The organism is Burkholderia orbicola (genome assembly GCF_900100915.1).
In the GTDB taxonomy this organism is placed as follows: Bacteria; Pseudomonadota; Gammaproteobacteria; order Burkholderiales; family Burkholderiaceae; genus Burkholderia; species Burkholderia orbicola.
On sequence record NZ_FNKW01000001.1, the window covers coordinates 1,310,053 to 1,336,527 of the forward strand.

General features: G+C 67.3%; 28 protein-coding genes. 13 read left to right on the top strand and 15 right to left on the bottom strand.

Features of this window, described 5'->3' with window-relative positions; genetic code table 11:
* Positions 1–351: 351 nt before the first annotated feature.
* Together BLS50_RS06200 and BLS50_RS06205 are read right to left on the bottom strand one after the other, a co-directional pair.
* Entirely contained in the window at positions 352–696 is a 345-nt protein-coding gene (locus BLS50_RS06200) for an MmcQ/YjbR family DNA-binding protein (RefSeq protein ID WP_074801417.1), read from the bottom strand.
* Between the two features lie 81 nt (positions 697–777).
* A complete protein-coding gene (locus tag BLS50_RS06205) occupies positions 778–2,049 on the bottom strand; it encodes an MFS transporter (protein ID WP_074801419.1) in 1,272 nt (423 codons plus the stop codon).
* 205 nt (positions 2,050–2,254) lie between these two features.
* Between BLS50_RS06205 and gcvA the strand changes: the two genes are divergently transcribed.
* The 3 genes from gcvA (at position 2,255) to ettA (ending at position 5,384) form a co-directional block, all read left to right on the top strand.
* Complete coding sequence (gene gcvA, locus BLS50_RS06210) at positions 2,255–3,181, top strand: transcriptional regulator GcvA (protein ID WP_074801422.1); 927 nt, start codon at positions 2,255–2,257, stop codon at positions 3,179–3,181.
* A gap of 57 nt (positions 3,182–3,238) precedes the next feature.
* Positions 3,239–3,547, top strand: coding sequence for a DUF3761 domain-containing protein (locus tag BLS50_RS06215; protein ID WP_012327825.1), 309 nt, complete (start codon positions 3,239–3,241; stop codon positions 3,545–3,547).
* Between the two features lie 169 nt (positions 3,548–3,716).
* Positions 3,717–5,384, top strand: a complete 1,668-nt coding sequence (gene ettA / locus BLS50_RS06220; protein WP_006494122.1) for an energy-dependent translational throttle protein EttA — start codon at positions 3,717–3,719, stop codon at positions 5,382–5,384.
* Between the two features lie 129 nt (positions 5,385–5,513).
* On the opposite strand, the gene BLS50_RS06225 is transcribed toward ettA, so the two are convergent.
* From BLS50_RS06225 to BLS50_RS06240, 4 genes are all read right to left on the bottom strand, one after another.
* Positions 5,514–6,137, bottom strand: a complete 624-nt coding sequence (locus BLS50_RS06225; RefSeq protein WP_011546543.1) for an HAD family hydrolase — start codon at positions 6,135–6,137, stop codon at positions 5,514–5,516.
* Positions 6,134–6,685: a cysteine hydrolase family protein gene (locus BLS50_RS06230; RefSeq protein ID WP_074801425.1), complete on the bottom strand. Its 552-nt coding sequence runs from the start codon at positions 6,683–6,685 to the stop codon at positions 6,134–6,136. Before BLS50_RS06230 ends, BLS50_RS06225 begins: the two co-directional genes overlap by 4 nt.
* Positions 6,686–6,773: 88 nt before the next feature.
* Positions 6,774–8,588, bottom strand: a complete 1,815-nt coding sequence (locus tag BLS50_RS06235) for an aminopeptidase P family protein (RefSeq protein WP_074801428.1) — start codon at positions 8,586–8,588, stop codon at positions 6,774–6,776.
* A gap of 18 nt (positions 8,589–8,606) precedes the next feature.
* The gene (locus BLS50_RS06240) at positions 8,607–8,861 is read right to left on the bottom strand and encodes a DUF1129 domain-containing protein (protein WP_006477062.1); all 255 of its coding nucleotides are present in this window, start codon (positions 8,859–8,861) and stop codon (positions 8,607–8,609) included.
* Between the two features lie 171 nt (positions 8,862–9,032).
* On the opposite strand from BLS50_RS06240, the gene BLS50_RS06245 reads away from it, so the two are divergent.
* From BLS50_RS06245 to BLS50_RS06275, 7 genes are all read left to right on the top strand, one after another.
* Complete coding sequence (locus tag BLS50_RS06245; RefSeq protein ID WP_074801432.1) at positions 9,033–9,797, top strand: response regulator transcription factor; 765 nt, start codon at positions 9,033–9,035, stop codon at positions 9,795–9,797.
* 26 nt (positions 9,798–9,823) lie between these two features.
* Entirely contained in the window at positions 9,824–11,122 is a 1,299-nt protein-coding gene (gene hemA, locus BLS50_RS06250; RefSeq protein ID WP_006477063.1) for a glutamyl-tRNA reductase, read from the top strand.
* A 93-nt stretch (positions 11,123–11,215) separates the two neighbouring features.
* Positions 11,216–12,298 (top strand): peptide chain release factor 1, encoded by a 1,083-nt coding sequence (gene prfA / locus BLS50_RS06255; RefSeq protein ID WP_006477064.1) that lies wholly within the window; start codon positions 11,216–11,218, stop codon positions 12,296–12,298.
* 7 nt (positions 12,299–12,305) lie between these two features.
* A complete protein-coding gene (prmC, locus tag BLS50_RS06260) occupies positions 12,306–13,148 on the top strand; it encodes a peptide chain release factor N(5)-glutamine methyltransferase (protein ID WP_074801435.1) in 843 nt (280 codons plus the stop codon).
* Positions 13,149–13,215: 67 nt separating this feature from the next.
* Positions 13,216–13,527 (top strand): Grx4 family monothiol glutaredoxin, encoded by a 312-nt coding sequence (gene grxD / locus BLS50_RS06265; protein ID WP_006477066.1) that lies wholly within the window; start codon positions 13,216–13,218, stop codon positions 13,525–13,527.
* 23 nt (positions 13,528–13,550) lie between these two features.
* On the top strand, positions 13,551–14,147 hold the full coding sequence (locus BLS50_RS06270) for a UbiX family flavin prenyltransferase (RefSeq protein ID WP_006477067.1): 597 nt from the start codon (positions 13,551–13,553) through the stop codon (positions 14,145–14,147).
* 202 nt (positions 14,148–14,349) lie between these two features.
* A complete protein-coding gene (locus tag BLS50_RS06275; RefSeq protein ID WP_074801440.1) occupies positions 14,350–15,141 on the top strand; it encodes a DODA-type extradiol aromatic ring-opening family dioxygenase in 792 nt (263 codons plus the stop codon).
* 112 nt (positions 15,142–15,253) lie between these two features.
* Here BLS50_RS06275 and BLS50_RS06280 read toward each other — a convergent pair whose 3' ends face one another.
* Complete coding sequence (locus BLS50_RS06280; protein WP_011546550.1) at positions 15,254–16,852, bottom strand: APC family permease; 1,599 nt, start codon at positions 16,850–16,852, stop codon at positions 15,254–15,256.
* Between the two features lie 419 nt (positions 16,853–17,271).
* On the opposite strand from BLS50_RS06280, the gene BLS50_RS06290 reads away from it, so the two are divergent.
* The gene (locus tag BLS50_RS06290) at positions 17,272–17,475 is read left to right on the top strand and encodes a cold-shock protein (protein ID WP_006477070.1); all 204 of its coding nucleotides are present in this window, start codon (positions 17,272–17,274) and stop codon (positions 17,473–17,475) included.
* Positions 17,476–17,578: 103 nt separating this feature from the next.
* Here BLS50_RS06290 and BLS50_RS06295 read toward each other — a convergent pair whose 3' ends face one another.
* The 3 genes from BLS50_RS06295 to BLS50_RS06305 form a co-directional block, all read right to left on the bottom strand.
* The gene (locus BLS50_RS06295; RefSeq protein ID WP_006477071.1) at positions 17,579–18,829 is read right to left on the bottom strand and encodes an Hsp70 family protein; all 1,251 of its coding nucleotides are present in this window, start codon (positions 18,827–18,829) and stop codon (positions 17,579–17,581) included.
* Positions 18,830–19,017: 188 nt separating this feature from the next.
* Positions 19,018–19,623, bottom strand: coding sequence for a nitroreductase family protein (locus tag BLS50_RS06300; RefSeq protein ID WP_074801443.1), 606 nt, complete (start codon positions 19,621–19,623; stop codon positions 19,018–19,020).
* 157 nt (positions 19,624–19,780) lie between these two features.
* Complete coding sequence (locus BLS50_RS06305) at positions 19,781–21,064, bottom strand: MFS transporter (protein ID WP_011694131.1); 1,284 nt, start codon at positions 21,062–21,064, stop codon at positions 19,781–19,783.
* Between the two features lie 219 nt (positions 21,065–21,283).
* On the opposite strand from BLS50_RS06305, the gene BLS50_RS06310 reads away from it, so the two are divergent.
* Both BLS50_RS06310 and BLS50_RS06315 read left to right on the top strand, forming a co-directional pair.
* On the top strand, positions 21,284–21,904 hold the full coding sequence (locus BLS50_RS06310) for a TetR/AcrR family transcriptional regulator (protein WP_011546554.1): 621 nt from the start codon (positions 21,284–21,286) through the stop codon (positions 21,902–21,904).
* Positions 21,905–21,981: 77 nt separating this feature from the next.
* On the top strand, positions 21,982–22,554 hold the full coding sequence (locus tag BLS50_RS06315; protein ID WP_006477075.1) for a DUF1415 domain-containing protein: 573 nt from the start codon (positions 21,982–21,984) through the stop codon (positions 22,552–22,554).
* Positions 22,555–22,601: 47 nt separating this feature from the next.
* Here BLS50_RS06315 and BLS50_RS06320 read toward each other — a convergent pair whose 3' ends face one another.
* The 5 genes from BLS50_RS06320 to BLS50_RS35875 form a co-directional block, all read right to left on the bottom strand.
* Positions 22,602–23,492 (bottom strand): class I SAM-dependent methyltransferase, encoded by an 891-nt coding sequence (locus BLS50_RS06320; RefSeq protein WP_074801447.1) that lies wholly within the window; start codon positions 23,490–23,492, stop codon positions 22,602–22,604.
* Positions 23,493–23,581: 89 nt separating this feature from the next.
* Positions 23,582–24,715 carry a methyltransferase gene (locus BLS50_RS06325; RefSeq protein WP_074801450.1) on the bottom strand — a complete coding sequence of 378 codons (1,134 nt, stop codon included), beginning with the start codon at positions 24,713–24,715 and terminating at the stop codon, positions 23,582–23,584.
* A 136-nt stretch (positions 24,716–24,851) separates the two neighbouring features.
* Positions 24,852–25,184, bottom strand: coding sequence for a YegP family protein (locus BLS50_RS06330; protein ID WP_011546557.1), 333 nt, complete (start codon positions 25,182–25,184; stop codon positions 24,852–24,854).
* Between the two features lie 155 nt (positions 25,185–25,339).
* Positions 25,340–25,834 (bottom strand): LEA/WHy family protein, encoded by a 495-nt coding sequence (locus BLS50_RS06335; protein ID WP_074801454.1) that lies wholly within the window; start codon positions 25,832–25,834, stop codon positions 25,340–25,342.
* A gap of 416 nt (positions 25,835–26,250) precedes the next feature.
* The gene (locus tag BLS50_RS35875) at positions 26,251–26,460 is read right to left on the bottom strand and encodes a hypothetical protein (protein ID WP_154233672.1); all 210 of its coding nucleotides are present in this window, start codon (positions 26,458–26,460) and stop codon (positions 26,251–26,253) included.
* Between the last annotated feature and the right edge of the window lie 15 nt (positions 26,461–26,475).

The following is a 26,475-nucleotide window of genomic DNA, read 5'->3' on the forward strand; positions in this document are numbered from 1 at the left end:
CGACCGGGTGTCGCGTGAAGGCGGCGCGGGGAGTTGTCGTTCTTGAATCCGGCCGCGGCCGCGCGTGCGTCGCACGCGGGCATGGGCCGGATGGGGCCGTTCCGGTCGGGTCGTCCGCGCAGTCTGCGAAGCTGCGGGTGCGATGCGGCGCACCGGGCGCCGGCGCATCGCGTACGCCCGTTCCGTCGGCTGTCGTCAGCCGCCTTCGAAGCGAAGGAGTGTAAGCATCAAACGGTTCTTCACTAAGAACCAATTGAAGAATTTCGATGGAACCACTCGTTGCATCGATACGAACCGATGCAACGCTTGATCCGGTTCGGCAGGCTGCATCGCGCGCGGGGTGGGCGCGATTCAGTGCGTGTCGCGGGCGGCTTCGTCCCGCCACTTCGCCGGCACGATCGCGTGCCATTCCCGCAGAAGCAGGTTTTTCACGGCGTCGGGATGCGCGGCCGACAGGCGCACCAGCACGATCGGCCAGCCGACATAGTGATCGGTCACGTAATACACGTCGGGCGCCGACTCGATCAGCCATGCACGCTCGTCGGGGCCGACGCACTTCACGACGAGCGTGTCGCCGTCCTCGCGCAGCCGCGCGAGCACCTTGCCCTTCACCTTGAGCGCGGGCGTGCCGTACGACGTGCCGTCCTCGACGCCGCGCCACGCCAGTGCGATCTGCCGGACTTCGTCGAATGTCACGATGCCTCTCCGACCGTGCGTCGATGGTTGACGGTCCGGCCACCCTACCGGAAATCGCGCGGCACGCCCAGCCGGGTGGCCCTATCCACCAGCCGCACGCGCGGCGGCCGGCGCACGCCCGGTAGTCGCGACGATCGCGAACGCGACCGCATTCGCGGCGGCGCTCGCGAGGATCGGTACGAGATAGCCGCCGCCCGCGTCGTAGATGAAGCCGGCGGCGGCCGGCCCGATCAGCGTGCCGAACGCGACGCTCGTGTACAGGATGCCGATGATCGCGCTCACGTTGCGCCCGCCGAAATAGTCCATGACGACCGCCGGCAGCACGGCGACCCAGCCGCCGTAGAACACGCCGAACACGAGCGCGAACCCGGCCAGCGTCGCGACGGTGCCGGCGCCCGCCCATGCGACTAGCGCAACGGCCATGCCGGCGAACATCGCGAGCAGCGACGCGCGGCGGCCGAAGCGATCGGCCAGGCCGCCGAGGAAGAAGCGGCCGGCCGTGCTGCCCACGCCGATCGCGCCGAGCAGCAGCACGGCCGTCGACGGCGCGACGCCGTGATCGAGCGCGTACGGCACGAGGTGAACGAACGGGACGAATACGCCGAACGAACAGACGAGGCAGGCCGCGTAGAGGCTCGCGAACGGCCGCGACGTGACGGCTTCGCGCACCGTCGCGCCGGCTGGTACGCTCGCGGCCGCGGCCGGGGAAGCCCCGCCATTCCGGCCGTCGCCGTCCGGGGCGACATCGCCGTCCGGCAACAGCCCCCGCCCGCGCGGGTCGTTCTCGATCAGCAGCGACATGCCGGCTCCCAGCACGATCACGAGCGCGGCGAGCGTGAAATACGCGCCGCGCCAGCCGACCTGCGCGATCAGTGCGGACGCGAGCGGCTGCATCACCAGCGTGCCCACGCCGATCCCCGCGACCGCGAGCCCCGACGCGAACCCGCGCCGGCGCACGAACCAGCGCTGGACCGCGCCGACGGCCGGCACGTACGCGCAGCCGACGCCGAACCCGACACCGAGCCCGTACGCGACATAGACCTGCAGCAGCGTATGCGCCGCGCCGGCCGCCGCGAGCCCCGCGCCGGTCAGCAGCATCCCGGCGACGGCGAGCCGCCGCGAGCCGAAACGATCGGCCAGCGGCCCGCTGACGATGCCGAAGCCGAAGTACAGGAAGCCGGCGAGCGAGAACACGAGCGAGATCTGGCCGCGCGACGCGGCGAAATCCCGCTGCAGCGATTCGACGAACGCGCTGAACGTATACGCGCTGCCGAACCCGACGAACGTGACGGCGAACGCGGCCGCCACCACGTACCAGCCATGGAAAACGCGTGACGCGCCCGGGCGGTTCATGACGATGCTCCTTTCGGGTTCCACCGGCTGCCGGGCGGCGGTCCGGATTGCCCCGTGGATATAGTTGAACTATGTTGATCGCATCGGCCGCCGATCGGCACCCGACAGGCAGCCGCGAAACAGGCGATCCGATGCGTCAACGGTACGCGCGCATACGCGTCGTCTCAAACGATATTTCGTCGACCTTTCGCTTTAGAAAAACTGAATGAATCGTTCCCGCCTGCCGCCGCTCAACGCGTTGCGCGCATTCGAAGCCGCCGCCCGCCACCTGTCGGTGAAGTCGGCGGCCGAGGAGCTGTCGGTCACGCCCGGCGCGGTGAGCCAGATGATCCGCACGCTCGAGACGCATCTCGGCGTGCAGCTGTTCGAGCGCGTGAACCGCGGCATCCTGCTGACGGCCGCCGGCCGCGACTACCTGCCGCCCGTGCGCAACGCGTTCCGGCAGATCGCCGATGCGTCGCAGCGCGTGTCGGGCGCCGCCGACAGCGGCGTGCTGACGGTGAGTGTCACGCCGTTCTTCGCGTCCGCGTGGCTGGTCCCACGCCTCGCGCAGTTCCGGCAGGCGTGCCCGGACGTCGACCTGCAGGTCCTCACGAGCCACGCGCTCGCGGATTTCGCGCGCGACGGCGTCGACGTCGCAATCCGCCACGGCCTCGGGCGCTACATCGGGCTGTGCAGCGAACGCCTGCTGACGGTGGAAATCGTCGCGCTCGCGTCGCCGGACCTCGTCGCGCGGCTCGGCATGCCGGCGACGCCGGCCGAGCTCGTCGGCTGGCCGCACTTGCACGACGCCGAACGCAAGGGCTGGCACATCTGGTTCGGCGCGCAGCGGATCGACGATTTCGGCCCGCCGCGCGGCCCGGCGTTCGACGATTCGGGCCTGCTGCTGCAGGCGATCGTTGCCGGCCAGGGCGCCGGGTTGCTGCCGGCCGCGATGGTGCGCGGCGAGCTGGCGAGCGGCCGGCTCGTGCAGCTTGCCGACGTCGCGTGGCTCGACGATTTCGCGTACTACCTCGTCTATCCGCCGCATCACGCGGAACGGCCGAAGGTTGCCGCGTTCCGCCGCTGGATTCTCGATGCCGCGCAAGCCGACGGCGCGGCGTCGATGACCGGCGCGGCCTCGATCCGCTAACATGCGGCGCGGGCCATCGGCCCGCCATCGATAACAACGAACCGAACGAGAGAGACCATGCGTGCCCTGCTCCGCCGTGCGACCCATGTCGCGACCCTGTCCGCCGCGCTGTTCGTCGCGGGCGCCGCGTTGCCCCCTGCCGCGCACGCCTATCGCGCATCACCCGGCTACGGCAACGAAGCCGATCTCGACCGTCACGACACGTATCGCAACCGCGACGGCGAAACCGTGCATGCGCCCGCCCATTCGAAATCGGGCCGCGTGCCGGACGGCGCGAGCGCACGTTGCCGCGACGGCACGTACAGCTTCAGCCGTCACCGGCGCGGCACGTGCTCGGGGCACGGCGGCGTCGCCGCGTGGCTGTGAGCGCGGGTCGGCCGAATGGCCTGCACCGCGCCAGCGGCAGCCGGCGGCGAAGTACAATACGCGCTCGCACCGCCGCGCCCCGCGCGGCACGCTCCGTACCGAATCACCCGACGCCGCCACGCCCGCGCGCTGCGCGGCCGTCCCAACCACTTCTGACTTTCACACCGAAATGGCCCAATACGTTTTCACGATGAACCGGGTCGGCAAGATCGTGCCGCCCAAGCGCCAGATCCTGAAGGACATCTCGCTGTCGTTCTTTCCCGGCGCGAAGATCGGCGTGCTCGGCCTGAACGGCTCGGGCAAGTCGACGCTGATCCGCATCATGGCGGGCGTCGACAAGGACATCGAAGGCGAAGCCACGCCGATGCCGAACCTGAACATCGGCTACCTGCCGCAGGAACCGCAGCTCGATCCGACGAAGACCGTGCGCGAAGCCGTCGAGGAAGGCCTCGGCGACCTGTTCCAGGCGAACAAGAAGCTGGAAGAAATCTACGCGGCCTACGCCGAACCGGACGCCGACTTCGACGCGCTCGCGGCCGAGCAGGCGAAGTACGAGGCGATTCTCGCGTCGAGCGACGGCGGCAGCCCCGAGCAGCAGCTCGAAGTGGCCGCCGACGCGCTGCGCCTGCCGCCGTGGGACGCGAAGATCGAGCACCTGTCGGGCGGTGAAAAGCGCCGCGTCGCGCTGTGCAAGCTGCTGCTCGAGAAGCCCGACATGCTGCTGCTCGACGAACCGACCAACCACCTCGACGCCGAATCGGTCGACTGGCTCGAGCAGTTCCTGGTGCGCTTCCCGGGCACCGTGGTCGCCGTCACGCACGATCGCTACTTCCTCGACAACGCGGCCGAGTGGATTCTCGAACTCGACCGCGGCCACGGCATTCCGTGGAAGGGCAACTACAGCAGCTGGCTCGACCAGAAGGAAGAGCGCCTGAAGCAGGAAGAAGCGTCGGAATCGGCACGCCAGAAGGCGATCAAGAAGGAACTGGAGTGGGTGCGCCAGAACCCGAAGGGCCGCCAGGCGAAGTCGAAGGCGCGTATCGCCCGCTTCGAGGAGCTGAGCAGCCAGGAATACCAGAAGCGCAACGAAACGCAGGAAATCTTCATTCCGGCCGGCGAACGCCTCGGCAATGAAGTGATCGAGTTCAAGAACGTCAGCAAGTCGTTCGGCGACCGCCTGCTGATCGACAACCTGAGCTTCAAGATCCCGGCCGGCGCGATCGTCGGCATCATCGGTCCGAACGGCGCCGGCAAGTCGACGCTGTTCAAGATGCTGACCGGCAAGGAACAGCCGGATTCGGGCGAAGTCGTGATGGGCCCGACGGTGAAGCTTGCGTACGTCGACCAGAGCCGCGACGCGCTCGACGGTTCGAAGACGGTGTTCGAGGAAATCTCGGGCGGCGCCGACGTGCTGACGGTCGGCAAGTACGAAACGCCGTCGCGCGCGTACATCGGCCGCTTCAACTTCAAGGGCGGCGACCAGCAGAAGATCGTCGGCAACCTGTCCGGCGGCGAACGCGGCCGCCTGCACCTCGCGAAGACGCTGATCTCCGGCGGCAACGTGCTGCTGCTGGACGAACCGTCGAACGACCTCGACGTCGAAACGCTTCGCGCGCTGGAAGACGCGCTGCTCGAATTCGCGGGCTCGGTGATGGTGATCTCGCACGATCGCTGGTTCCTCGACCGGATCGCGACGCACATCCTCGCGTTCGAAGGCGATTCGCAGGTCACGTTCTTCGACGGCAACTACCAGGAGTACGAAGCCGACAAGCGTGCGCGCCTCGGCGAGGAAGCCGCGAAGCCGAAGCGTCTGCGCTACAAGCCGATCAGCCGCTGACCGGTGCGGCCCGGGCGCCCGGCGCCGCGATCACGCGGGGCCGGATGCCGAAGCGGGCCGCATCCGACAGCACAACGAAAAAGCGAGCCCTTGGCTCGCTTTTTTTATCCCGCGTGGCTTCCCCGTCGCTTACACGAGCGCGCCCAGCTCACGCAGCCGCGCTTCGGTCGCCGCCGCGCTCGTATGATGAATGCCGTGCCAGCCGAGCGCCGTCGCGGCCGCCGCGTTGTGCGCGTTGTCGTCGATGAACACGAGTTCGTGCGGCGCGATGCCGGGCAGGTGCGGCTCGATCCGCGCATGCATCTCGCGGTAGATCGCCGGATCGGGTTTCACGAGCTTCACGCGGCCCGACACGACGATGTCCTTGAACCGGCGCAGCACCGGGAAGTTGTCCCATGCATACGGAAACGTCTGCGCGGACCAGTTCGTCAGCCCGAACAGCGGCATCCCCTGCGCTTCCAGCCGGTCGACGAGCGCCGCGCCCTCTTCGAGCACGCCGCCGATCATCTCGTGCCAGCGCGCATAGAACGCGCGGATCAGCGCTTCGTGCTCCGGAAACTTCGCGACGAGTTCGGCCGTGCCTTCCTCGATCGTCTGTCCGCCGTCCTGGCGGACGACCCAGTCCATCGCGCACACGTGCGTGAGGAACCAGCGACGCTCGGCGGCGTCGGGAATCAGTTCGCGGTAAAGGTACTCGGGGCTCCAGTCGATCAGCACCCCGCCGAAATCGAACACCACTGCCTTGATCGTCATGCGAACTCCGTAGCGAGCACGTCCGCGAGCGGACGCGGCGTCACCGCGTTGCCCGACAGCGAATTGTTGTTCCAGATGAAGTGATGGTGCGCGACGATCTGCGCCGCCGACAGGTGGGCGCGCTCGTTCGTCGTGTGCAGGTCGGACACGACGGTCGTCCGGTAGCCGAGCAGCGCGGCACGGCGCGCCGCCGAATCGACGCAGAACTCGGTCGCATAGCCGCAGATCAGCACCGAGCGGATACCGTGGCGATCGAGCTGCGCCGCGAGCGGCGTGTCGTGAAACGCATCGCTCGCCTGCTTGCGCACGCGCCAGTCGTCGCGACCGACGATCAGCCCCGCATGCAGTTCCCAGCCCGGCGTGCCGGGCACGACGTCGTCGTCCGCGTCGCCGTCGTGCTGCACGAAGCACACCGGCGCGTTCGCCGCGCGCGCCGCCGCCGTCAACCGGTTGATGCCCGACACCACGTCGTCGAGCCGGTACGCGGGCTGCGCCCGCTCCACCAGCCCGCGCTGCATGTCGACCACGATCACCGCGGTGTCTGCCATTGCTTGCCCTCGCTGTTATCGGCCGGCCGTCGTTCGATCGTTACCGGATCGTTACCGGATCGCTATCCGGCCGTTACCGTGCGTTGCGTCAGATCGGCTGCGTACGCGCGTCGAGCCACGCCTTCGCGTCGCCGCTCACATGCCGGCCGACGCGCTCGCGCACCGTCGCGTGATACGTGTTCAGCCACGCGCGCTCTTCGTCGTGCAGCATCTCGATCAGCACGCAGCGCGTGTCGATCGGGCACAGCGTCAGCGTCTCGAACGCGAGGAAGTCGCCGAATTCCGTCTTCCCGGCCGCACGGTTCACGACCAGGTTCTCGATCCGGATGCCCCACTGGCCCGGGCGGTACACGCCCGGCTCGATCGACGTGATCATCCCCTCTTCCATCGCCGTGTACGGCTCGGCCGGCGCGTAGTGCGAAATGACCTGCGGGCCCTCATGCACGTTCAGGAAGTAACCGACGCCATGCCCGGTGCCGTGGCCGTAGTCGAGCCCGGCCGCCCACATCGGCGCACGCGCGATCGCGTCGAGCATCGGCGAGCGGATGCCGCGCGGGAAACGAGCGCGCGACAGCGCCATCATCGACTTCAGCACGATCGTGAAATCGCGCCGCTGCAGGTCGCTGACGGTGCCGACCGGCACGACGCGCGTGATGTCGGTCGTGCCCGTCATGTACTGGCCGCCCGAGTCGATCAGCAGCAGGCCGTCGCCGGCGATCGTCGCGTGCGACTCGCGCGTCGCGTGGTAGTGAGGCATCGCGCCGTTCGCGTTGAAGCCGGCGATCGTCGCGAAGCTCGCCGACACGTAGCCGGGGCGTCGGGCACGCGCGGCCGTGAGCTTTTCCTCGATCGTCAGCTCGGTGATCGTCTCGCGGTTCACCGCCTGTTCGAACCACGCGAAGAATTCCGCGAGTGCGGCGCCGTCGTGCTCCATCGTCACGCGCACGTGCTCGATCTCGGCGAACGTCTTGCGCGATTTCGCGAACGTCGACGGATTCACGGCCTCGACGAGCTTCACGCCGGCCGGCACGGCCTCGAGCGTGCCGAACGTCACGCGGCGCGGGTCGATCAGCAGCGTCGCGCCGTCGGGCAGCGCCGCGAGCGACGCGCGCGCGGCGTCGTAGGCGCGGACGTCGACGCCATCCTGCGCAAGCGACGCGGCCAGCGCCGGCGGCACCTTGCCGTCGGCGACGAACAGCGTCGCGCGCTCGGCGCCGATCATTGCGTGCGCAACGAACACCGGATTGAAGTTGACGTCGGCGCCGCGCAGGTTGAACAGCCATGCGAGATCGTCGAGCGTCGACACGAAATGCCACTGCGCGCCGTGCGCTTGCATCGCGCGGCGCACCTCGGCGAGCTTGCTCGCGCGCGTCGTGTCGGCCTGCGGCGCCACGTGCTCGAACACCGCGTCGCCGGGCAGCCCCGGCCGCTCGGGCCAGATCGCGTCGAGCAGGTCGACGTCGGTACGCAGCGCGATGCCGCGCGCGCTCAGCGCGGCCGTCAGCCCGCGCGCGGCCGCGACGCCGAGCACCGCGCCGTCGACCCCGACCGTCGCGCCGGCCGCCACGTTCTGCGCGAGCCAGTCGACGTGCGGTGCGCTCTGCTGCCCGCCCGTCATCTTCATCAGCTGCACGCCCGTGCCCGCCAGCTCGGCGTCGGCCTGCACCCAGTAGCGGCTGTCGACCCACAACCCCGCGAAATCCGCGGTCACGACCAGCGTGCCGACCGAGCCCGTGAAGCCGGACAGCCAGCGGCGCGCCTGCCAGCGTTCGGGCAGGTATTCGGACAGATGGGGATCGGCGGACGGCACGAGATAAGCGGCCAGGTTCTCGCGGACCATGGCGTCGCGCAACAGCGCGAGACGGGCCGGCACCGGCGAGACTTCGGGGAGACGGGCATTCATGATTTCACCTGAGAGCATTCAGCGACGGGCCGACAGCGCGACCGTCACGGCTACGGCGAGGAACGCGACGCCGGTGCAGACCGGCCATTCGAGCGTCTCGCCATCGTAAAACAGTCCCGAGAGATTGCCGACCATGCGGGCGGCGGCCGCGCCCACGATGCCGACGAGCACCGCGATCCACCACGCGGGCCGGCCCGTGCGCCGCATCGGATGCAGCCAGCGGCCGAACAGCCCGACGGCCGCTCCCAGGACAAGGATTCCAAACCAGTTCATTCGACGCCTTCTATAAATTCAGATTCGTCCCATAGGCGTGAACGTTACCAGCGGCTAGCATCGATTCATCCATCGAACCCGAGACCAGCCGGGCGCCGCGAACATTCGAGTGTAGGGGCCGACTCGACGTTATGGCAAGCGCACACCGGCTGCCATATTGAAGAAATTCTCATGCGAATCGCTCTGATCGATCCGGAGTCGCGTCATACCGCACTCCTGAACCGCCTGCTCTTCGCGGGCGGTCACGTGTGCCACGCATTTCCGTCCGGCGCCGCATTCTTCGAGTGGCTCGCCGCCGACAACACCTGCGACATGCTGGTCACCGGCCACTGGGCCGGCGACCAGCCGGCGCAGGAAGTCATTCCGCGCGCGCAGGCGGTCCTGCCCGGGTTGCCCGCCATCGCCGTGATGCAGTCGGCGCGCGAAAGCGAAATCGTCTCGTGCCTGCACGCGGGCGCCGACGATTGTCTCGTGCGGCCCGTGAGCGGGCCCGAGCTGCTCGCGCGCGTCAATGCGCTGAGCCGCCGCGCCGGCGTCCGGCGGCCGCCCACCCGCTCGCGCGAAATGTATGGCGAATACACGTTCGACGCCACGCATTGCCTCGTCCGTTTCGGCGACGCAATCGTTTCACTCACGCCGAAGGAGTTCCGTTTCGCACAGTTGCTGTTCACGAACCTGTCGCGGCCCGTGTCGCGCGCCCATATCCTCGAAACGGTATGGGCGCGCCGCCGCGACATGAAGTCGCGCACGCTCGACACGCACGCGTCCCGGCTGCGCAGCAAATTGCAGTTGCTTCCGGAGCGTGGCTACCGGCTGTTGCCGCTCTACGGCTTCGGCTATCAGCTCGACCGCGTACCGATCGAGCCCCCAAATTCGCGGCCCCGCCACGCCGATGCCCGGTATGCCGCGAGTGAGGAAATCGCTGAAACGCTATAATATGGGGCTAAACGATAGCCCTCGATATGCAACTCCTCACGATCGGAATCAACCACCACACTGCGCCTGTCGCCCTGCGCGAACGCGTGGCGTTTCCGCTCGAGCAAATCAAGCCGGCTCTCGTCACGTTCAAGAACGTGTTTCTCGGCCCGCAGGCGCCGAATACGCCCGAAGCGGCGATCCTCTCCACCTGCAACCGCACCGAGCTGTATTGCGCGACCGACGATCGCGCTGCCCGCGAAGGCGCGGTCCGCTGGCTGTCGGAATATCACCGGATTCCGGTCGACGAACTCGCGCCGCACGTCTATGCGCTGCCGCAGTCGGAAGCGGTCCGGCACGCGTTTCGCGTCGCGTCCGGCCTCGATTCGATGGTGCTCGGCGAAACCCAGATTCTGGGCCAGATGAAGGATGCCGTTCGCACCGCGACCGAAGCGGGCGCACTCGGCACCTATCTGAACCAGCTGTTCCAGCGCACGTTCGCGGTGGCGAAGGAAGTGCGCGGCACGACCGAAATCGGCACGCAGTCGGTGTCGATGGCCGCCGCCGCGGTGCGCCTCGCGCAGCGGATCTTCGAAAAGGTGTCGGATCAGCGCGTGCTGTTCATCGGCGCGGGCGAAATGATCGAGCTGTGCGCGACGCACTTCGCCGCGCAAGGCCCGCGTGAGCTCGTCGTCGCGAACCGCACGGCCGAACGCGGCCAGCGGCTCGCCGAACGCTTCAACGGCCGCGCGATGCCGCTGGCCGACCTGCCCACCCGCATGCACGAATTCGACATCATCGTGTCGTGCACCGCGTCGACGCTGCCGATCATCGGTCTCGGCGCGGTCGAGCGCGCGGTGAAGGCGCGCCGCCACCGGCCGATCTTCATGGTCGACCTCGCGGTGCCGCGCGACATCGAGCCCGAAGTCGGCAAGCTGAAGGACGTGTTCCTGTACACCGTCGACGATCTCGGCGCGATCGTGCGCGAAGGCAACGCATCGCGCCAGGCCGCGGTCGCCCAGGCCGAGGCGATCATCGAAACCCGCGTGCAGAATTTCATGCAATGGCTCGACACGCGCAGCGTCGTGCCGGTGATCCGTCACATGCATACGCAGGCCGACGCATTGCGCCGGGCCGAAGTCGAAAAGGCGCAGAAGCTGCTCGCGCGCGGTGACGATCCGGCCGCCGTGCTCGAAGCGCTGTCGCAGGCGCTGACCAACAAGCTGATCCACGGCCCGACGAGCGCGCTCAACCGCGTCAACGGCGCCGATCGCGATTCGCTGATCGACCTGATGCGCGGCTTCTACCAGCACGCGCCGCGCTCGAACGACCAGTCCGGCCACTAGCGCCGCCCGGTCGCCCTGCCGCCGGCCGCGCATTGTCCTGCCGCCGGCCTATCCTTTCCGAATACCCCTTGCCCGGGAGCGCCGCTCCACACCATGAAGACGAGCATGCAACGCAAGCTCGACCAGCTGTCCACACGGCTGGCCGAACTGAACGACCTGCTGAGCCGCGAAAACGTCACGGCCGACCTCGACCAGTACCGCAAGCTGACGCGCGAACATGCGGAACTCGGCCCGGTCGTCGAGCAATACGCGTTATGGCGCCAGTCGCGCAGCGACGAAACGGCTGCGCAGGAGCTGCTGGCCGATCCGTCGATGCGCGATTTCGCGGAAGACGAAATCCGCAGCGCGCGCGAGGGCATGGCGCGCCTCGAGACCGAGCTGCAGAAGATGCTGCTGCCGAAGGACCCGAACGACGACCGCAACATCTTCCTCGAAATCCGCGCGGGCACGGGTGGCGACGAATCGGCGCTGTTCGCGGGCGACCTGCTGCGCATGTACCTGCGCTTCGCGGAACGTCAGCGCTGGCAGGTCGAAATGATGTCGGAGAGCGCGTCGGATCTCGGCGGCTACAAGGAAGTGATCGTGCGGATCGCGGGCCAGGGTGCGTATTCGCGCCTGAAGTTCGAATCGGGCGGCCATCGCGTGCAGCGCGTGCCGGCCACCGAGACGCAGGGGCGCATCCATACGTCCGCGTGCACGGTCGCCGTGATGCCGGAAGCCGACGAGATCGGCGAGGTCGAGATCAATCCGGCCGACCTGCGGATCGACACGTTCCGCGCGTCCGGCGCGGGCGGGCAGCACATCAACAAGACCGATTCGGCGGTGCGCGTCACGCACATCCCGACCGGGATCGTCGTCGAATGCCAGGACGACCGCTCGCAGCACAAGAACAAGGATCGCGCGCTGAAGGTGCTCGCCGCGCGCATCAAGGACAAGCAGTATCACGAGCAGCACGCGAAGGAAGCCGCGACGCGCAAGAGCCTGATCGGCTCCGGCGACCGCTCGGAGCGCATCCGCACGTACAACTTCCCGCAGGGCCGGATGACCGATCACCGGATCAACCTGACGCTGTACCGGCTCGAGGCGATCATGGACGGCGATCTCGACGAACTGATCGGCGCGCTCGTCACCGAGCACCAGGCCGAGTTGCTCGCGTCGCTCGGCGAAGCCGACTGAGGCCGCGATGTCCGACACCACCGCCGACGCCCTGCTGCGCGCATCGCCGCTCGACCCGGTCGATGCACGCGTGCTGCTCGCACATGCGCTCGGCTGGACCCGCACGCAGCTGATCACGCGCGGCGACGCGCCGCTCGACGTCGCCGCGGTCGAACGCTACCGCGCGCTCGAAGCGCGCCGCGTCGCCGGCGAGCCCGTCGCACAGCTGGTGGGGATGCGCGAGTTCTTCGGCCGCCCGTTCGACGTGACGCCCGACGTGCTGATCCCGCGCCCCGAAACCGAGCTGCTCGTCGAAGCCGCGCTCGATGCGATCGACGGGCTGCCGCACGCAGCCGTGCTCGATCTCGGCACCGGCAGCGGCGCGATCGCCGTGTCGATCGCGGCCGAGCGCCCCGATGCGCGCGTCTGGGCGCTCGACCGTTCGCCGGCCGCGCTCGCGGTCGCGCAACGCAACGCCGACAAGCTGCTCGACGCGCACCGCCCCGGCGGCCCGCTGCACTGGCTGCAGAGCGACTGGTACGCGGCGCTCGATCCCGCGCTCGGGTTCGACGCGATCGTCAGCAACCCGCCGTACATCGCGCAGCACGATCCGCACCTCGCGCAAGGTGATCTGCGTTTCGAGCCGCGCGGCGCGCTCACCGACGACGCCGACGGCCTCAGCGCGATCCGCGCGATCGTCGCGGGCGCCGGCGCGTATCTGAAACCGGGCGGCACGCTGTGGATCGAGCACGGCTACGACCAGGCCGAAGCCGTCCGCGCGATACTGGCGTCGCACGGCTTCGTCGCGGTCGAATCGCTCGCCGATCTCGCCGCCATCGAACGCACGACCGGCGGCCGCCTGCCGGGCTGATGCCCGGCCCGCCCGGTTGAAATCCGCTATCATTTCGATCTAACGCCCCGCAAACGCAAGGTCAGTCATGGACACCCAACAACGTATCAAGCAAATCGTCGACGAAAACCAGGTCGTGCTCTTCATGAAGGGCAACGCGCAATTCCCGATGTGCGGCTTCTCGGGCCGCGCCGTGCAGGTGCTGAAGGCCTGCGGCGTCGACCAGTTCAAGACGGTCAACGTGCTCGAGGACGACGAAATCCGCCAGGGCATCAAGGCCTTCTCGAACTGGCCGACCATCCCGCAGCTGTACGTGAAGGGCGAATTCATCGGCGGCTCGGACATCATGATGGAGATGTACCAGTCGGGCGAACTGCAGCAACTGTTCGCCGCCGCGTAACACGCGGCACCCGCCCCCTTTCGATGGCATCTCCCAGCGCGCCGCCGCGCCGGCTGATCGTCGCGATCACCGGCGCCACCGGCGTGATCTACGGTGTGCGGCTGCTCGATCTGCTGCGCGCCGCCGGCGGCGTCGAAACGCATCTGCTGATTTCGAACGCCGGCTGGCTCAACATCCAGCATGAACTGAAGCTGCCGAAGGCCGATGTCGAAAGCCGTGCGGACGTCGTGCATTCGGTGCGCGACGTCGGCGCGACGATCGCGTCGGGCTCGTTCGCGACCGACGGCATGGTGATCGCGCCCTGCTCGATGAAGACGCTCGCGAGCGTCGCACACGGGCTGTCCGACAACCTGATCACCCGCGCGGCCGACGTCACGCTGAAGGAACGCCGCCGTCTCGTGCTGATGGTGCGCGAGACGCCGTTCAACCTCGCGCATCTGCGCAACATGACCGCCGTCACCGAAATGGGCGGCATCGTCTTTCCGCCGCTGCCCGCGTTCTACGCGATGCCGAAGACGATCGAGGAACTCGTCGACCAGACCGTCACGCGCGTGCTCGACCTGTTCGCGCTCAGCGCGCCGCTCACAACGCCGTGGCCCGGCATCCGGCACGCGCAGTAAGCTACGCCTCTTCTGCGCGGATCTCCACCGATTCGCGCAGCAACTCCTTCCATTTCACGCCTTCTGATGCGACCCGGCCTCCGAAAGCCTGCCTTCGCCACGATTATCAACAAACAAGCGTCAATCAAATTCCGTAGCGTCGATTTATCAATGCACGGTACACGCCTATAGTCACAGGCAAATCCTTTTGCAGGTCACCACCATGAACCGCTTGCCTTCGCTGTACCTGTCCCACGGCGCCCCGACGCTGCCGATCGACCCGGCGCTGCCGTCCGGCGCGTTCACCCACCTCGGCGCCGAGTTGCCGCGCCCACGCGCGGTGCTGATGCTGTCCGCGCACTGGGGCACGCAACGACCGGTCGCGAGCGTCGCCGCGCATCCGGACACGATTCACGACTTCTACGGCTTCCCGCAGGCGCTGTACGACATCCGCTATCCGGCGCCGGGTGCGCCCGACGTCGCCGAGCGCGCGGCCACGCTGCTGAACGCGGCCGGCATCGCGACCGCGACGACCGAACACGGCCTCGATCATGGCGCGTGGGTGCCGATGTTGCTGATGTTTCCGGAAGCCGACGTGCCGGTCGCGCAACTGTCGATCCAGCCGCGCTCGGACGCCGCGCATCACTTCGCGCTCGGCCGCGCGCTGCGACCGCTGCGCGACGAAGGCGTGATGGTGATCGGCTCGGGCCAGATCACGCACAACCTGCGCGCCGCCGATTTCGGCGCGGCGCCCGAGGATGCGGACCCGCGCGTCGCGGAATTCACCGACTGGTTCGAGGCGAAACTGGCCGCCCGCGACGTCGACGCGCTGCTCGACTACCGCCGGCAGGCGCCGCACGCGGCGCTGATGCATCCGACCGACGAACATCTGCTGCCGGTCTTCACGGCGCTCGGCGCGGCGGACGACGACTACCAACTCGGCATCCAGTCGCTCGGCACCTATCAGCGCGTGCTCGCGATGACGAACTACGTGTTCGCGAGCGCCGGCGCCTGAGCCTGGCCGGCGGCGCCACCGCCGGCCCAACAAAAAGCCCGCCCGAGCAACGCCCGGGCGGGCTTTTTTTCACTGCATCCTGCCGCCGCCGAATCCGACGGCAGGTCAGGCGTCAGGCACCGATCCCTTCGAGGATCTCGTCGTGCGACTCGCGCTCGTCGAGATACTGGGTCCGGTAACCGGTATTCACGCCCCAGAAGTAGAACACCAGCGAGATCGCCGCGACGATCAGCATGTCCCAGCCGTACGGCAGGTAGCCATGACCGCCGAACTCCTTGCTGCCGATCAGCGACAGCACGGCCATCGTCGGCAGGTAAGCGACCAGCCACCACGCGGCCTTCAGGTCGGCGCCCCAGCCGGTCCAGCCCGACTTCGCCTGGAAGTAGAAATACACCGGCAGCGCGACGATCATCAGCAGGATGATTTCGCCGGTCAGCGGCCACTTCGCCCAGTACAGGATCAGCGAAGCGCACACGAACGCGAACGGCGCGATCAGCTTCATCAGCGGAATCGACAGCGGACGCTCGATATCGGTCGCCGAACGGCGCAGCGCCATCAGGCTGATCGGGCCGGTCAGGTACGAGATCACCGTCGCGACCGAGATCACCGCCGCGAGCGAGCTCCAGCCGCGGAAGAAGAACAGGAACACGAACGACACGAGCAGGTTGAACCACATCGCCTGGCGCGGCACGCCGTAGATCGGATGCACGTTGCCGAACATCTTCGGCATCGTGTTGTTGCGCTCCATCGCGTAGATCATGCGGGTGGTCGTCGCCATGTAGGTCGTACCGGTGCCGCTCGGGCTGATGAACGCGTCGACGTACAGCAGGATCGCGAGCCAGTTCAGGTTCAGCGCGATCGCGAGTTCCGCGAACGGCGACGAGAAGTTGAAGTGCGCCCAGCCCTTCGCGACGTCGGCCGGATTCACCGAACCGATATAGGCCATTTGCAGCAGCACGTAGATCACGAGCGCCAGCAGGATCGACGTGATCACCGCGAACGGCACGCTGCGCGACGGATTACGCGCTTCACCGGCCAGGTTCACCGGGCTCTGGAAGCCGTTGAACGCGAACACGATGCCGCTCGTCGCGACTGCGGTCAGCACGGCCGACCAGCCGTACGGCGCGAAGCTCGCATTCGATGCGACGCCGAGGTTCTCCGAGTGGAAGCTCGTCAGCATCAGGCCGAGGATCGTGAGGCCGGGGATCAGGAACTTGAAGATCGTGATCGCGGTGTTCGCCCGCGCGAAGGCCTTCACACCCCAGTAGTTCAGCATGAAGTAGACGACGACCAGCACGGCCGACAGCAGCAGGCCGAGGGTCTGCAATTCGCCGTTCACGAACAACGCGTGCGCCCACGGATACGGCCACGTGCTCATGTACTGGATCGACGCTTCGGCCTCGATCGGAATCACGGATACGATCGCGATCCAGTTGGCCCATGCACTGATGAAGCCCACCAGCGAACCGTGCGAGTAGCGCGCGTAACGCACCATGCCGCCCGACTCGGGGAACATCGCGCCCAGTTCCGCATACGTCAGCGCAATCGCCAGAATCACGACGGCGCCGATGATCCAGGCGCAGATCGCCGCCGGACCGGCGATCTTCGCGGCTTTCCAGGCACCGAACAGCCAGCCCGAGCCGATAATCGAACCCAGCCCCGTCAGCATCAATGCAAACGGGCCGATGTTCCGTTGAATAGAACTCTTCACATCCTCTCCTGTGTCTCAAAAAGCATGGTCGGCCTGCGGTCCGGGATCGGCTCGGACAGCACCGCGCACGCATTCTTGGGGGGAGGGTCACCCGATCGGGGCAACCCGTCCACGCGGCGCGTAGTTTAACGGTTGCACCTCGAACGTGGCGCCAAAATCGATCGCCCCCTACAAAAAATTCGCATCGCTTGCAAGCTTTGTAAACCGGATATCCGCAATAACCCTGAGAGCATGGGAATACGGTTGACCGTCAGACGGATTAGCCGTATAAAGGACTTCGCAGGATTTCAAGTGGCGAGTGAATTGGTTCTTTCGTAGTTCGCCCATCAACGGTACTCCGGTTGGTCCTATTACCCCTTCCTTGATTTTCCGCACCCCATGGGCTTCGGCCCCGTTTTATCTTTTTAGGAACAAGTAACATGGCAACCGGTACCGTCAAGTGGTTCAATGACGCAAAGGGCTTCGGCTTCATCACCCCGGAAGGCGGCGGCGACGATCTGTTCGCGCACTTCTCGGAAATCCGCGTCGAAGGCTTCAAGACGCTGCAAGAAAACCAGAAGGTTGAATTCGAAGTGAAGACGGGCCCGAAGGGTCTGCAAGCTGCGAACATCCGTCCGGTCTAAGCTGGCGCGATCATTCGTGTAAAAAAGCCCCGCTTCGGCGGGGCTTTTTGTTTTTGGGCATTGGTCGTCCGCCCGGCATGGCGGCCTTTCAGCCGCCCGCCATTCAGCCGAACAATCGCTGCGCGTGAATGCCGAGACCCGTCGCGACACTCGCGAGGCGATCGCCGAACACCGGCTGCGCATCCGGGAACGCGCCGGCGAGCGCGCCCGACAGGAACGCGAGCCCCGTCGAACCGCCGGTGAAATACAGCGCCCCGACATCGCGCGGCGCCACGCCCGCGAGCCGCACCGTTTCGCGCGCGGCATCGACGATGCGCGCGGTATCGTCCCGACTCGCGTCGACGAGACGATCAGCGTCGAACGCGATCAGCAGATCCTCTTCCACGTCGTTCAGGTCGATCATCGTCTCCCCGCCCGCCGCGACGCCGATCTTCGCTTCTTCCGCGCGCGCCATCAGCGCATGCCCGAGCCGCTGCTCGACCACGCTCGTGAGCCGGTCATACTGCCGCACGTCCTGGTACAGGTGCTTCATCAGCTTGAGCTCGCCGACGCGCTTCGGCGTGTAGACGGTGTTGATCAGGTGCCAGGTCGCGAGATCGAAATAGATCTTGTTCGGCAGCTCGCGCCCTTCCGGGTCGAGCGAACGGTAGCCGAATGCGGGCAGGATCGCCGCCAGCTCGACCCGCCGGTCGTAGTCGGTGCCCGCGACGTGCACGCCGTGGTGCGCCAGCACGTCGTCCTTGCGCTCGAGGCGCGCCATCCGTTCCGGCCCGACGCGCACCAGCGAGAAGTCGGACGTGCCGCCGCCGATGTCGGCGACGAGTACCAGACGCTCGGCCGGCTGGCGCGACTCGTAGTCGAACGCGGCGGCGATCGGTTCGTACTGGAAGTGAACGTCCGCGAAGCCGACCGATCGCGCGGCCGCCTCGAGCTGATCCTGCGCGAGACGGTCGGCGCGCGGATCGTCGTCGACGAAGAACACCGGCCGGCCGAGCACCGCGCGGCCGATCGGCGCGCCTGCGCGCGCTTCGGCCTTGCGTTTCAGGTGCGTCAGGAAGCGCGCGATGATTTCGGTGTACGCGATCGCGCTGCCGTCGCCGAGATCGGTGGTCGTTTCCGCGAGCGGCGAGCCGAGGATGCTCTTCATCGAGCGCATCAGCCGGCCGTCGAAACCGTCGATATAGGAAGCCAGCGCCGCCCGGCCGTATTCGACCGTCTCTTCGTCGTTGTTGAAGAAGATCGCGGTGGGCAGCGTCAGGTGGTCGCCCTCGACGGGCGCGAGGCGCATGCCATCGCCGTCGGGCAGCGCCACGGCGGAATTGGACGTGCCGAAATCGATCGCGCAGTAAGTCATGGGAAATTGCCGCAGCAGGGCCGGCGCGAAAACGGAAAGGACGGGCTTTTTAACATGAAGCCCGCGCGATCACAACCGGGGCCGGCCACCGGTGCCGCGCAACGGGCGCCGGCGGCGACGGCGCGCGGCATGGCGCACCGGGAACATGCGCGGACAGGATGCGCGATGCAGCCTGCCCGCCTGCGGAGTCAGGCCGCCGCGTCGAAGCTCTTTTTCCACGCACCCGCGTAGACGACTTCGCCGATCGCGTGGCGCGTGCGCGGCGCCTTCTCCCGATCGCGCAGCACGGGATCGAGCTTGTCGACGTTGCCGTAGTGGCCGAGCGAGATGATCGACGCGATCGCGACGTCCGCCGGAATCTCGAACGCGTCGCGGAACGCCTTCGCGTCGAACCCGCTCATCTGGTGCGCGGCGAGGCCGAGCGCGTGCGCCTGCAACACCAGTGACATCGCGGCGGCGCCGGCGTCGTACAGCGCGGTCGGCGCCGGCTCGCCCTTCGGCGTGAGCGTGTGCGCGGTGACCGCGATCAGCACCGGCGCCGGTGCATTCCAGCCCTGGTTGAACGGCACCAGCGTCGCGAACGCGCGTTTGAACGCGTCTTCATCCTGGGTGCGATCGAATACGATGAAACGCCACGGTTGCGCGTTGTACGCGGACGGGGCCCAGCGTGCTGCTTCGAGCACCGCGTGAAGATCGCCGGCGCTGACGGCTTCATCCGAATACGCGCGCGGGCTCCAGCGGCCCGCGATCAGATCGTGAATCGAAACAGTGGTGGGAGCAGGTTTGACAGACATGCGGTTCCTCGCTGACATCGATGAAGGGGCGCGAACGCCCGGCAAACCGCAAGCATACCCGCTTGAGCGACGGCGCGCCCGATCCTGCCGCGCTATGCAAATCTCCGTGCGTGCAATGGCCGGCCGCAGCGTGTGCGGCCGGTCGGACGCGCCCTGATCAGGCTGCCTGCGCCGCCGCGCGCGACGGGCCGCGGTTGATCCGCAGCACGATCAGCGCCCCGATGATGCACAGGCCGCCCGAGATCATCGACGCGATCGTATAGGTGCCGAGGCTCGCGCGCAGCAGCCCCGCACCGAGCGCCGCGAATGCCGCGCCGAGCTGGTGGCCGGCCACGATCCAGCCGAACACGACCGGCGCCGCGGCCTTGCCGAACACGTCGGTCGCGAGCCGCACGGTGGGCGGCACGGTCGCGATCCAGTCGAGCCCGTAGAACATCGCGAACAGCGGCAGCCCGAAGAAATCGATCCCGAACGCATGCGGCAGATAGATCAGCGACAGCCCGCGCAGCCCGTAATACCAGAACAGCAGCACGCGGTTGTCGTAACGGTCGGACAACCATCCCGACAGCGTCGTGCCGAACAGGTCGAAGATGCCCATCGCCGCAAGTAGCGACGCGCCCTGCACTTCGGTCATCCCGTAGTCGCTGCACATCGCGATCAGGTGCGTGCCGACATAGCCGTTGGTGCTCGCGCCGCAGATGAAGAAGCTGAAGAACAGCAGCCAGAAGTCGCGCGAGCGGCTTGCCATCAGCAGCGTGCGGAACGCGACCGCGAGCGGGTTCTCCTTCGTCGCGTCGGGCGCGGGCGGCGCATCGGCCGGCTCGCCGTACGGGCGCAACCGCACGTCGGCCGGCCGCTCGGGCAGCAGGAACGCGACGAGCGGAATCACGATCGCGGCCGCCACCGCGACGACCAGCACGACCGGCCGCCAGCCGTGGCGCTGCGCGATCGCCGCGAGCATCGGCAGGAACACGAGCTGGCCGGTGGCCGTGCTCGCGGTCAGGATGCCCATCACGAGGCCGCGCCGCGCATGGAACCAGCGCGTGACGAAGGTCGCGGACAGCGTCAGCGCGACGACGCCCGTCGAGCAGCCGACCATCAGCCCCCAGATCACGACCATCTGCCAGCTCTGCGTCATCATCGACGACAGCGCGACGCCCGCGCTCATCGTCACCAGCGCGGTGAGGATCGTCGGGCGCAGCCCGAAGCGCTGCATCGCGGCGGCCGCGAACGGGCCCGTCAGGCCATACAGCGCGATGTTCACCGAAATCGCCAGCGAAATCGCCGCGCGGCTCCAGCCGAGCTCGCGTTCGAGCGGCACCATCAGCACGCTCGGCGTCGCGCGTGTGCCGGCTGCCGCCAGCAGGATCAGGAATACCACCGCCGCCGCGAGCCATCCGTAATGGAAGCGCCCTCTGATTCGTGTCACTGCCCAGTTCATCTTCGCGTTCTCCAGTTGGCGGTTGCGGTGCCATTGCACCTGCCCCGCCCCGACCAGGCCACCTCCGCCGCGCATTTCAACATCGGCTGACCCGGGCCGACGCTTGGCATTCGTCTGTTGATCCGGCCGCGATTGTTACCGACCGGTCACAAGTGTGTTGCGATCGTAGTTACCAGTCGGTAACATGTCAAGCAATCCATTACGTCGTCGAGGGTCATCATGTCGGGCATCGAGGTCGCCAAACCGCCGGCGCGGCGCACACGCCGGCCGATCGACGGCGCCACCGCGCAGGAGCACCTGCTGCGTGCCGCCGAGGAGCTGTTTTACAAGGAAGGCGTGCGCACGGTCGGCGTCGAGGCGGTGGTGGAACGCGCGGGCGTCAACAAGATGAGCCTGTACCGCCAGTTCTCGTCGAAGGACGAGCTGATCCTCGCGTATCTGGAACGGATGGACGCGTGCTTCTTCGAGCGGCTCGACACGAGCGCCGCGAAGCATCCGGGGCAGCCGAAGGCGCAGTTGATCCAGTACTTCGTCGATCTCGCCGAGCGCGCGACGCAAAAGGACTATCGCGGCTGCCCGTTCGTCAACGTCGCCGCCGAATTCCCGGATGCGTCGCACCCGGCGCGCGAACGCGTCGCGCAGAACAAGGAGCAGTTGATGAAGCGCCTCGTCGCGCTGTGCGAAGGCGCCGGCGCACGGCAGCCGAAGGCGCTCGCCGATGCGCTCGCGCTGGTGGTCGAAGGCATCTACGCGGCGAGCCAGACCTACCGGCACGGCGAAACGCCGATCGGCAGCGCGCCCGCGCTCGTCACGCAGTTGATCGAAGCCGCCTGCGCGTGACGGGCCGCGCGGGTTCGTCTGCGGCGCGCCCCGCTACAATGCGGCCCTCATAGCCCTTCCGCCCGACTGGTATCACGATGACCGACACCCGCCCCGACTCGCACGACGACATCCTCGCCGCCACGCGGCACTGGCTCGCGCGCGCGGTGATCGGGCTCAATCTGTGCCCGTTCGCGAAAAGCGTCTACGTGAAGGAACAGGTGCGCTACGCGATCAGCGAAGCGACGACCCTGGAGGACGCGCTCGCCGAACTCGAAACCGAGCTGCGCTTGCTCGACGCGGCGGACCCGCAGCAGATCGATACGACACTCGTGATCTACCCGCATGCGTTCGCCGATTTCGTCGACTACAACGATGCGCTGTTCTTCGCCGAGCGGCTCGTTCAGCAATTGCGGCTCGACGGCGTGCTGCAGATCGCGAGCTTCCATCCGCAATACCAGTTCGACGGCACCGAACCCGACGACATCGAGAACTACACGAACCGCGCGCCGTATCCGATCCTGCACCTGCTGCGCGAGGACAGCATCGCGCGCGCGGTCGACGCGTTCCCGGACGCGTCCGCGATCTACGAAAAGAATCAGGAAACGCTGCGCCGCCTCGGCCACGAAGGCTGGCGCGAATGGATGCGCCGGCCGGGCGACGACGTGTGACGTGTGCCGCGCGGGCGCCATGCCCGCGCACCCGCGCCGCCGCGCCGTCAGCCTTCGGCCGGCTCGACGGCGGCGTCGCCCGCCGCAGCGGCTTGCGCGACGAAGAAGCGCTCGTTCAGCTCGGCGAGCCCGAACATCGCGAGGATCTCGTTGAGCCGCTCGCCCGGCTTGCGGCGCGGCAGGTTCTTGTACTGCGCGATGATCAGCTCGTTCTTCATCGAATGCTCCCAGCCGACCAGCTCGGTCACGCTGACCTGGTAGCCGTGCGCCTCGAGTTGCAGGCAGCGCAGCACGTTGGTGATCTGGCTGCCGAATTCGCGCGTATGCAGCGGGTGCCGCCACACCTCGGTCAGCGCATTCGCGAGCGACTTGCCCTTGTTCTTGCGCAGCACGCCCGCGACCTCCGCCTGGCAGCACGGCACCAGCACGATGTGCTGCGCGCGCTTCGCGAGCGCGAAGCGGATCGCGTCGTCGGTCGCCGTGTCGCACGCGTGCAGCGCGGTAACGACGTCGACCGTGTCGGGCAGTTGCGGCGACGTGATCGAATCGGCGACCGACAGGTTCAGGAACGACATGCCGCCGAACCCGAGCCGCGCGGCGAGCTCGGTCGAGCGCGTGACGAGTTCCTCGCGCGTCTCGATGCCGTACACGTGCGACGCGAACGCCGGCGTGCCGTGCCCCGGCTGCTGCTTGAAGAACAGGTCGTACAGGATGAAGCCGAGATACGACTTGCCGGCGCCGTGATCGACGAGCGTCACGCGGCCTTTGTCGGCCTGCACGCTGGCGAGCAGCGGCTCGATGAACTGGAACAGGTGATAGACCTGCTTCAGCTTGCGGCGGCTGTCCTGGTTCAGCTTGCCGTCGCGGGTGAGGATGTGCAGTTCCTTCAGCAGCTCGACGGACTGCTCCGGGCGGATTTCGTGGGTCTTGTTCGACATCGTGAAGCGCCGCCGGGCCACGGTCGGTCGACCACGGCCCGGCGGCGGAAATTCGTGAGGAATGGCGACAGTTTACCGAAAATACGCGGTCAGGCCCGGGCGCCGAGCCGCCACAGCGACGTGACCTCGGCGCGACGCGCCGCATGCAGCGGATCGTCGGCGTCCGTCGACTTCGGGTGCGCGGGTCGGATGTCGTCGCGGCCGAGCACGACGAGGCCGGCTTCGTCGATCCATTGCAGCAGGGTTTCGCGCGGCCGCAGGCCGAGATGCTCGGCGAAATCGGACAGGATCAGCCAGCCTTCACCGCCCGGCTCCAGATGCGCGGCCAGCCCGGCGAGGAAACCGCGCAGCATGCGGCTGTCGGGATCGTAGACCGCGTATTCGATCGGCGCGCTCGGCCGGGCCGGCACCCACGGCGGATTGCAGACCACGAGCGGCGCCCGGCCGGCCGGAAACAGATCGGCCTCGACGATCTCGACCTGGCCCGCATGACCGAGCCGCGCGACGTTCTCGCGCGCACAGGCGAGCGCGCGCGAATCTTGGTCGGTCGCGACGATGCGCTCGACGCCGCGCGACGCGAGCACCGCCGCCAGCACGCCGGTGCCCGTGCCGATATCGAACGCGAGCGACGTCGCCGGCAGCGGCGCACGCGCGACGAGCTCCACGTATTCGCCGCGCACCGGCGAGAACACGCCGTAATGCGGATGGATCGGCGCGCCGCCGAGCGCCGGGATCGGCACGCCCTTCTTGCGCCACTCGTGCGCGCCGACGAGACCGAGCAGTTCGCGCAGCGACACGACCGACGGCGCGCCGCCGGGGCCGTACGCCTCCTCGCAAGCCGCGCGCACGTCGGGCGCGCGGCGCAGCGGGATCGAGTAATCGGCGTCGAGCGGGATCAGCAGCATGCCGAGCGTGCGGGCGCGCTGCGATTGCGCGAGACGATGCAGGTTGAATGCTTCGACGCCGGCCGCGGCTTTCGCCTTCTTCGGCTTGCGTTCGACACGGCGCGCCATCGCCTGCACGAGCTGGCGCGCATTCTGGAAGTCGCCCTGCCAGACGAGCGCGGTGCCCTCGCACGCGAGGCGGTAGGCCGCGTCGGCGGTGAGGCGGTCGTCGGCGGGCACCGCGCGCTTCGGCGGTTGCACGCCGGCTTCGGAGCGCCAGCGCACGGCATGATCGACGCCGTCGGCGTCGGTCCAGTGGAAAACGGGGGAATCGGTCACGCGAACTCGGTTACGGTTGACTTCAGCGGCGGCGAGAATTCGCCGCGCGGACCACACCATACCGCGCTTTGCCCGACCCGGCAAAACGGGCGCCGCGACGGCCGCCCGAGAGCGTTCGCCGCGGCACAATCGTCGATCAGCCGAGATCGACGGTTTCCGCAATGGGCGCATCGCGCTTGACGGCCGCGATGCCGTTCTCGCGGCCTTGCACGGTTTTGTACGTCTCGCTTGTGCCGATGATCTGGTGGTTGGCTGCCTTCAGATTGAACATCGGCTCACCGTTGTGCGCGAGCTTGCGCTCGTAGCGCTCGTCCAGCGGCGCGTTTTCCCGCACCGACGCGATCCCGTTCCTCGCGCCGCTTTTCTCCTCGTAGCGCTCGCTCGCGAGGATGATCTCGCCGTTCGCCGACTTCAGGTGGAAGTAGTACTGGCCGTTCACGGCCTTCTTGAGCTCGAATTTTGCCGCCATGGATTTCCCCTAAAAGAATGTCCGACCCTCGGACATCGACAAGTGTAAGGGGGCGCGTCGACCAAAATCGAGATTCCACGGAGATAAGCATTAAAGACTGTCAAATGGTGAATTTTCAGACACATTTGACCGACGTTGAATTCGAACCAAACGGCCTATCCGCCCCACCCCGGCATGGTCGGCAGACGCAGCGTGCCCGCGTCGTTGAAGTGCACGGTGCCCACCACGCTGCCGGCGAGCCGGCCGCGCAGCGCGTACGGCAGTTCGCCGTTCGCGGCCGCGCCGGGCAGGTTCCACGCCTGCCGCGCGGCCGCGAAGGCCGACACCGAAACCGGCACGTCGAGCACGGCCTCGCCAAACCGCGGCACGGTGCCCGCCCGATCGCTGACGCCGCTCGCGAACGGCGTGCCGTTCAGGTCGAGCGCGACCGAGATGCCGTCGTAGTCGATCGGCGCATCGTTCGGATTCTGCACGCGCAACTTCAGGCTGAAGCGCATCTCGAGGCCCTGCCCGACGAGCGGGTCGAGCCCGGCGACCGACACGCGCACCGGCTCGCGCGTGAACCCTGCACAACCGCCGAGCAGGAACACGGCCGCGAACAGCAGCAACACGGTGCGCAGCGGCGCGATATGGAACAGGGCTCGTGGCATGGGACAGTCTCCTCGCGGCAATCGGTGAACGGGTCGTCGATGCATTGTACCGACCATGCCAACCGTCACCGGATTTCGTAGTCTTTGCAGCACCGCAAGATCGTTAATAGATTAAAACTACGAAATTACCGGCCAAACGGAAAGCGCATTAATGACTTTCAGCATTCAATGAAGCGCCCGGAATTCAATAGATGCTCTTTCTAAATTTTTCGTTTCCTTTACCCAAAACCATCAAGTATATTTACGCATCCTTGGAGCAAGCCGACAAACCTTGAAGCCGCATGACGGCGAATTTACGGGACGGCGACACGCTGTCCTTCCGTCCTGCGGACTGGCCCGGCCAGCCCCGTAGGTCGTCGGTTCAAAGGGATTGCGCGCCCGCGTCGGGCGTGCGGCCCCGTGTCGTGCGCGCGAAATCAATTCAGTACAACACGCGCCCGGCCATTTTGAACCGGCCAGTTAACCGACATCCGGAAAATCCAGAGGGGGCAGTAAACCATGATTACCTTTACGTAGTCGGCCGCCGTCTTTTCGAATAATCCGTCATTGGCATTTTTTCGCTGTTGATTAAACGGCGAGGGGATTGCTTTTGCCGGCGTTTTCGCAGCACTGAACGATTCTTTCAACAATCGAGGTTTCAG

Excerpts from the sequence above, each read along its gene's own strand:
- gcvA (WP_074801422.1), top strand. The coding sequence starts at position 2,255 with ATGAATCGTTCCCGCCTGCCGCCGCTCAACGCGTTGCGCGCATTCGAA.
- hemA (WP_006477063.1), top strand. The coding sequence starts at position 9,824 with ATGCAACTCCTCACGATCGGAATCAACCACCACACTGCGCCTGTCGCC.
- BLS50_RS06290 (WP_006477070.1), top strand. The coding sequence starts at position 17,272 with ATGGCAACCGGTACCGTCAAGTGGTTCAATGACGCAAAGGGCTTCGGC.
- ettA (WP_006494122.1), top strand. The coding sequence starts at position 3,717 with ATGGCCCAATACGTTTTCACGATGAACCGGGTCGGCAAGATCGTGCCG.
- BLS50_RS06270 (WP_006477067.1), top strand. The coding sequence starts at position 13,551 with ATGGCATCTCCCAGCGCGCCGCCGCGCCGGCTGATCGTCGCGATCACC.
- BLS50_RS06215 (WP_012327825.1), top strand. The coding sequence starts at position 3,239 with ATGCGTGCCCTGCTCCGCCGTGCGACCCATGTCGCGACCCTGTCCGCC.
- BLS50_RS06305 (WP_011694131.1), bottom strand. The coding sequence starts at position 21,064 with ATGAACTGGGCAGTGACACGAATCAGAGGGCGCTTCCATTACGGATGG.
- BLS50_RS06335 (WP_074801454.1), bottom strand. The coding sequence starts at position 25,834 with ATGCCACGAGCCCTGTTCCATATCGCGCCGCTGCGCACCGTGTTGCTG.
- BLS50_RS06240 (WP_006477062.1), bottom strand. The coding sequence starts at position 8,861 with ATGAACTGGTTTGGAATCCTTGTCCTGGGAGCGGCCGTCGGGCTGTTC.
- BLS50_RS06300 (WP_074801443.1), bottom strand. The coding sequence starts at position 19,623 with ATGTCTGTCAAACCTGCTCCCACCACTGTTTCGATTCACGATCTGATC.
- BLS50_RS06275 (WP_074801440.1), top strand. The coding sequence starts at position 14,350 with ATGAACCGCTTGCCTTCGCTGTACCTGTCCCACGGCGCCCCGACGCTG.
- BLS50_RS06320 (WP_074801447.1), bottom strand. The coding sequence starts at position 23,492 with ATGTCGAACAAGACCCACGAAATCCGCCCGGAGCAGTCCGTCGAGCTG.
- BLS50_RS06205 (WP_074801419.1), bottom strand. The coding sequence starts at position 2,049 with ATGAACCGCCCGGGCGCGTCACGCGTTTTCCATGGCTGGTACGTGGTG.
- grxD (WP_006477066.1), top strand. The coding sequence starts at position 13,216 with ATGGACACCCAACAACGTATCAAGCAAATCGTCGACGAAAACCAGGTC.
- prmC (WP_074801435.1), top strand. The coding sequence starts at position 12,306 with ATGTCCGACACCACCGCCGACGCCCTGCTGCGCGCATCGCCGCTCGAC.
- BLS50_RS06315 (WP_006477075.1), top strand. The coding sequence starts at position 21,982 with ATGACCGACACCCGCCCCGACTCGCACGACGACATCCTCGCCGCCACG.
- BLS50_RS06330 (WP_011546557.1), bottom strand. The coding sequence starts at position 25,184 with ATGGCGGCAAAATTCGAGCTCAAGAAGGCCGTGAACGGCCAGTACTAC.
- BLS50_RS06225 (WP_011546543.1), bottom strand. The coding sequence starts at position 6,137 with ATGACGATCAAGGCAGTGGTGTTCGATTTCGGCGGGGTGCTGATCGAC.
- BLS50_RS06295 (WP_006477071.1), bottom strand. The coding sequence starts at position 18,829 with ATGACTTACTGCGCGATCGATTTCGGCACGTCCAATTCCGCCGTGGCG.
- BLS50_RS06245 (WP_074801432.1), top strand. The coding sequence starts at position 9,033 with ATGCGAATCGCTCTGATCGATCCGGAGTCGCGTCATACCGCACTCCTG.
- prfA (WP_006477064.1), top strand. The coding sequence starts at position 11,216 with ATGAAGACGAGCATGCAACGCAAGCTCGACCAGCTGTCCACACGGCTG.
- BLS50_RS06230 (WP_074801425.1), bottom strand. The coding sequence starts at position 6,685 with ATGGCAGACACCGCGGTGATCGTGGTCGACATGCAGCGCGGGCTGGTG.
- BLS50_RS06235 (WP_074801428.1), bottom strand. The coding sequence starts at position 8,588 with ATGAATGCCCGTCTCCCCGAAGTCTCGCCGGTGCCGGCCCGTCTCGCG.
- BLS50_RS06310 (WP_011546554.1), top strand. The coding sequence starts at position 21,284 with ATGTCGGGCATCGAGGTCGCCAAACCGCCGGCGCGGCGCACACGCCGG.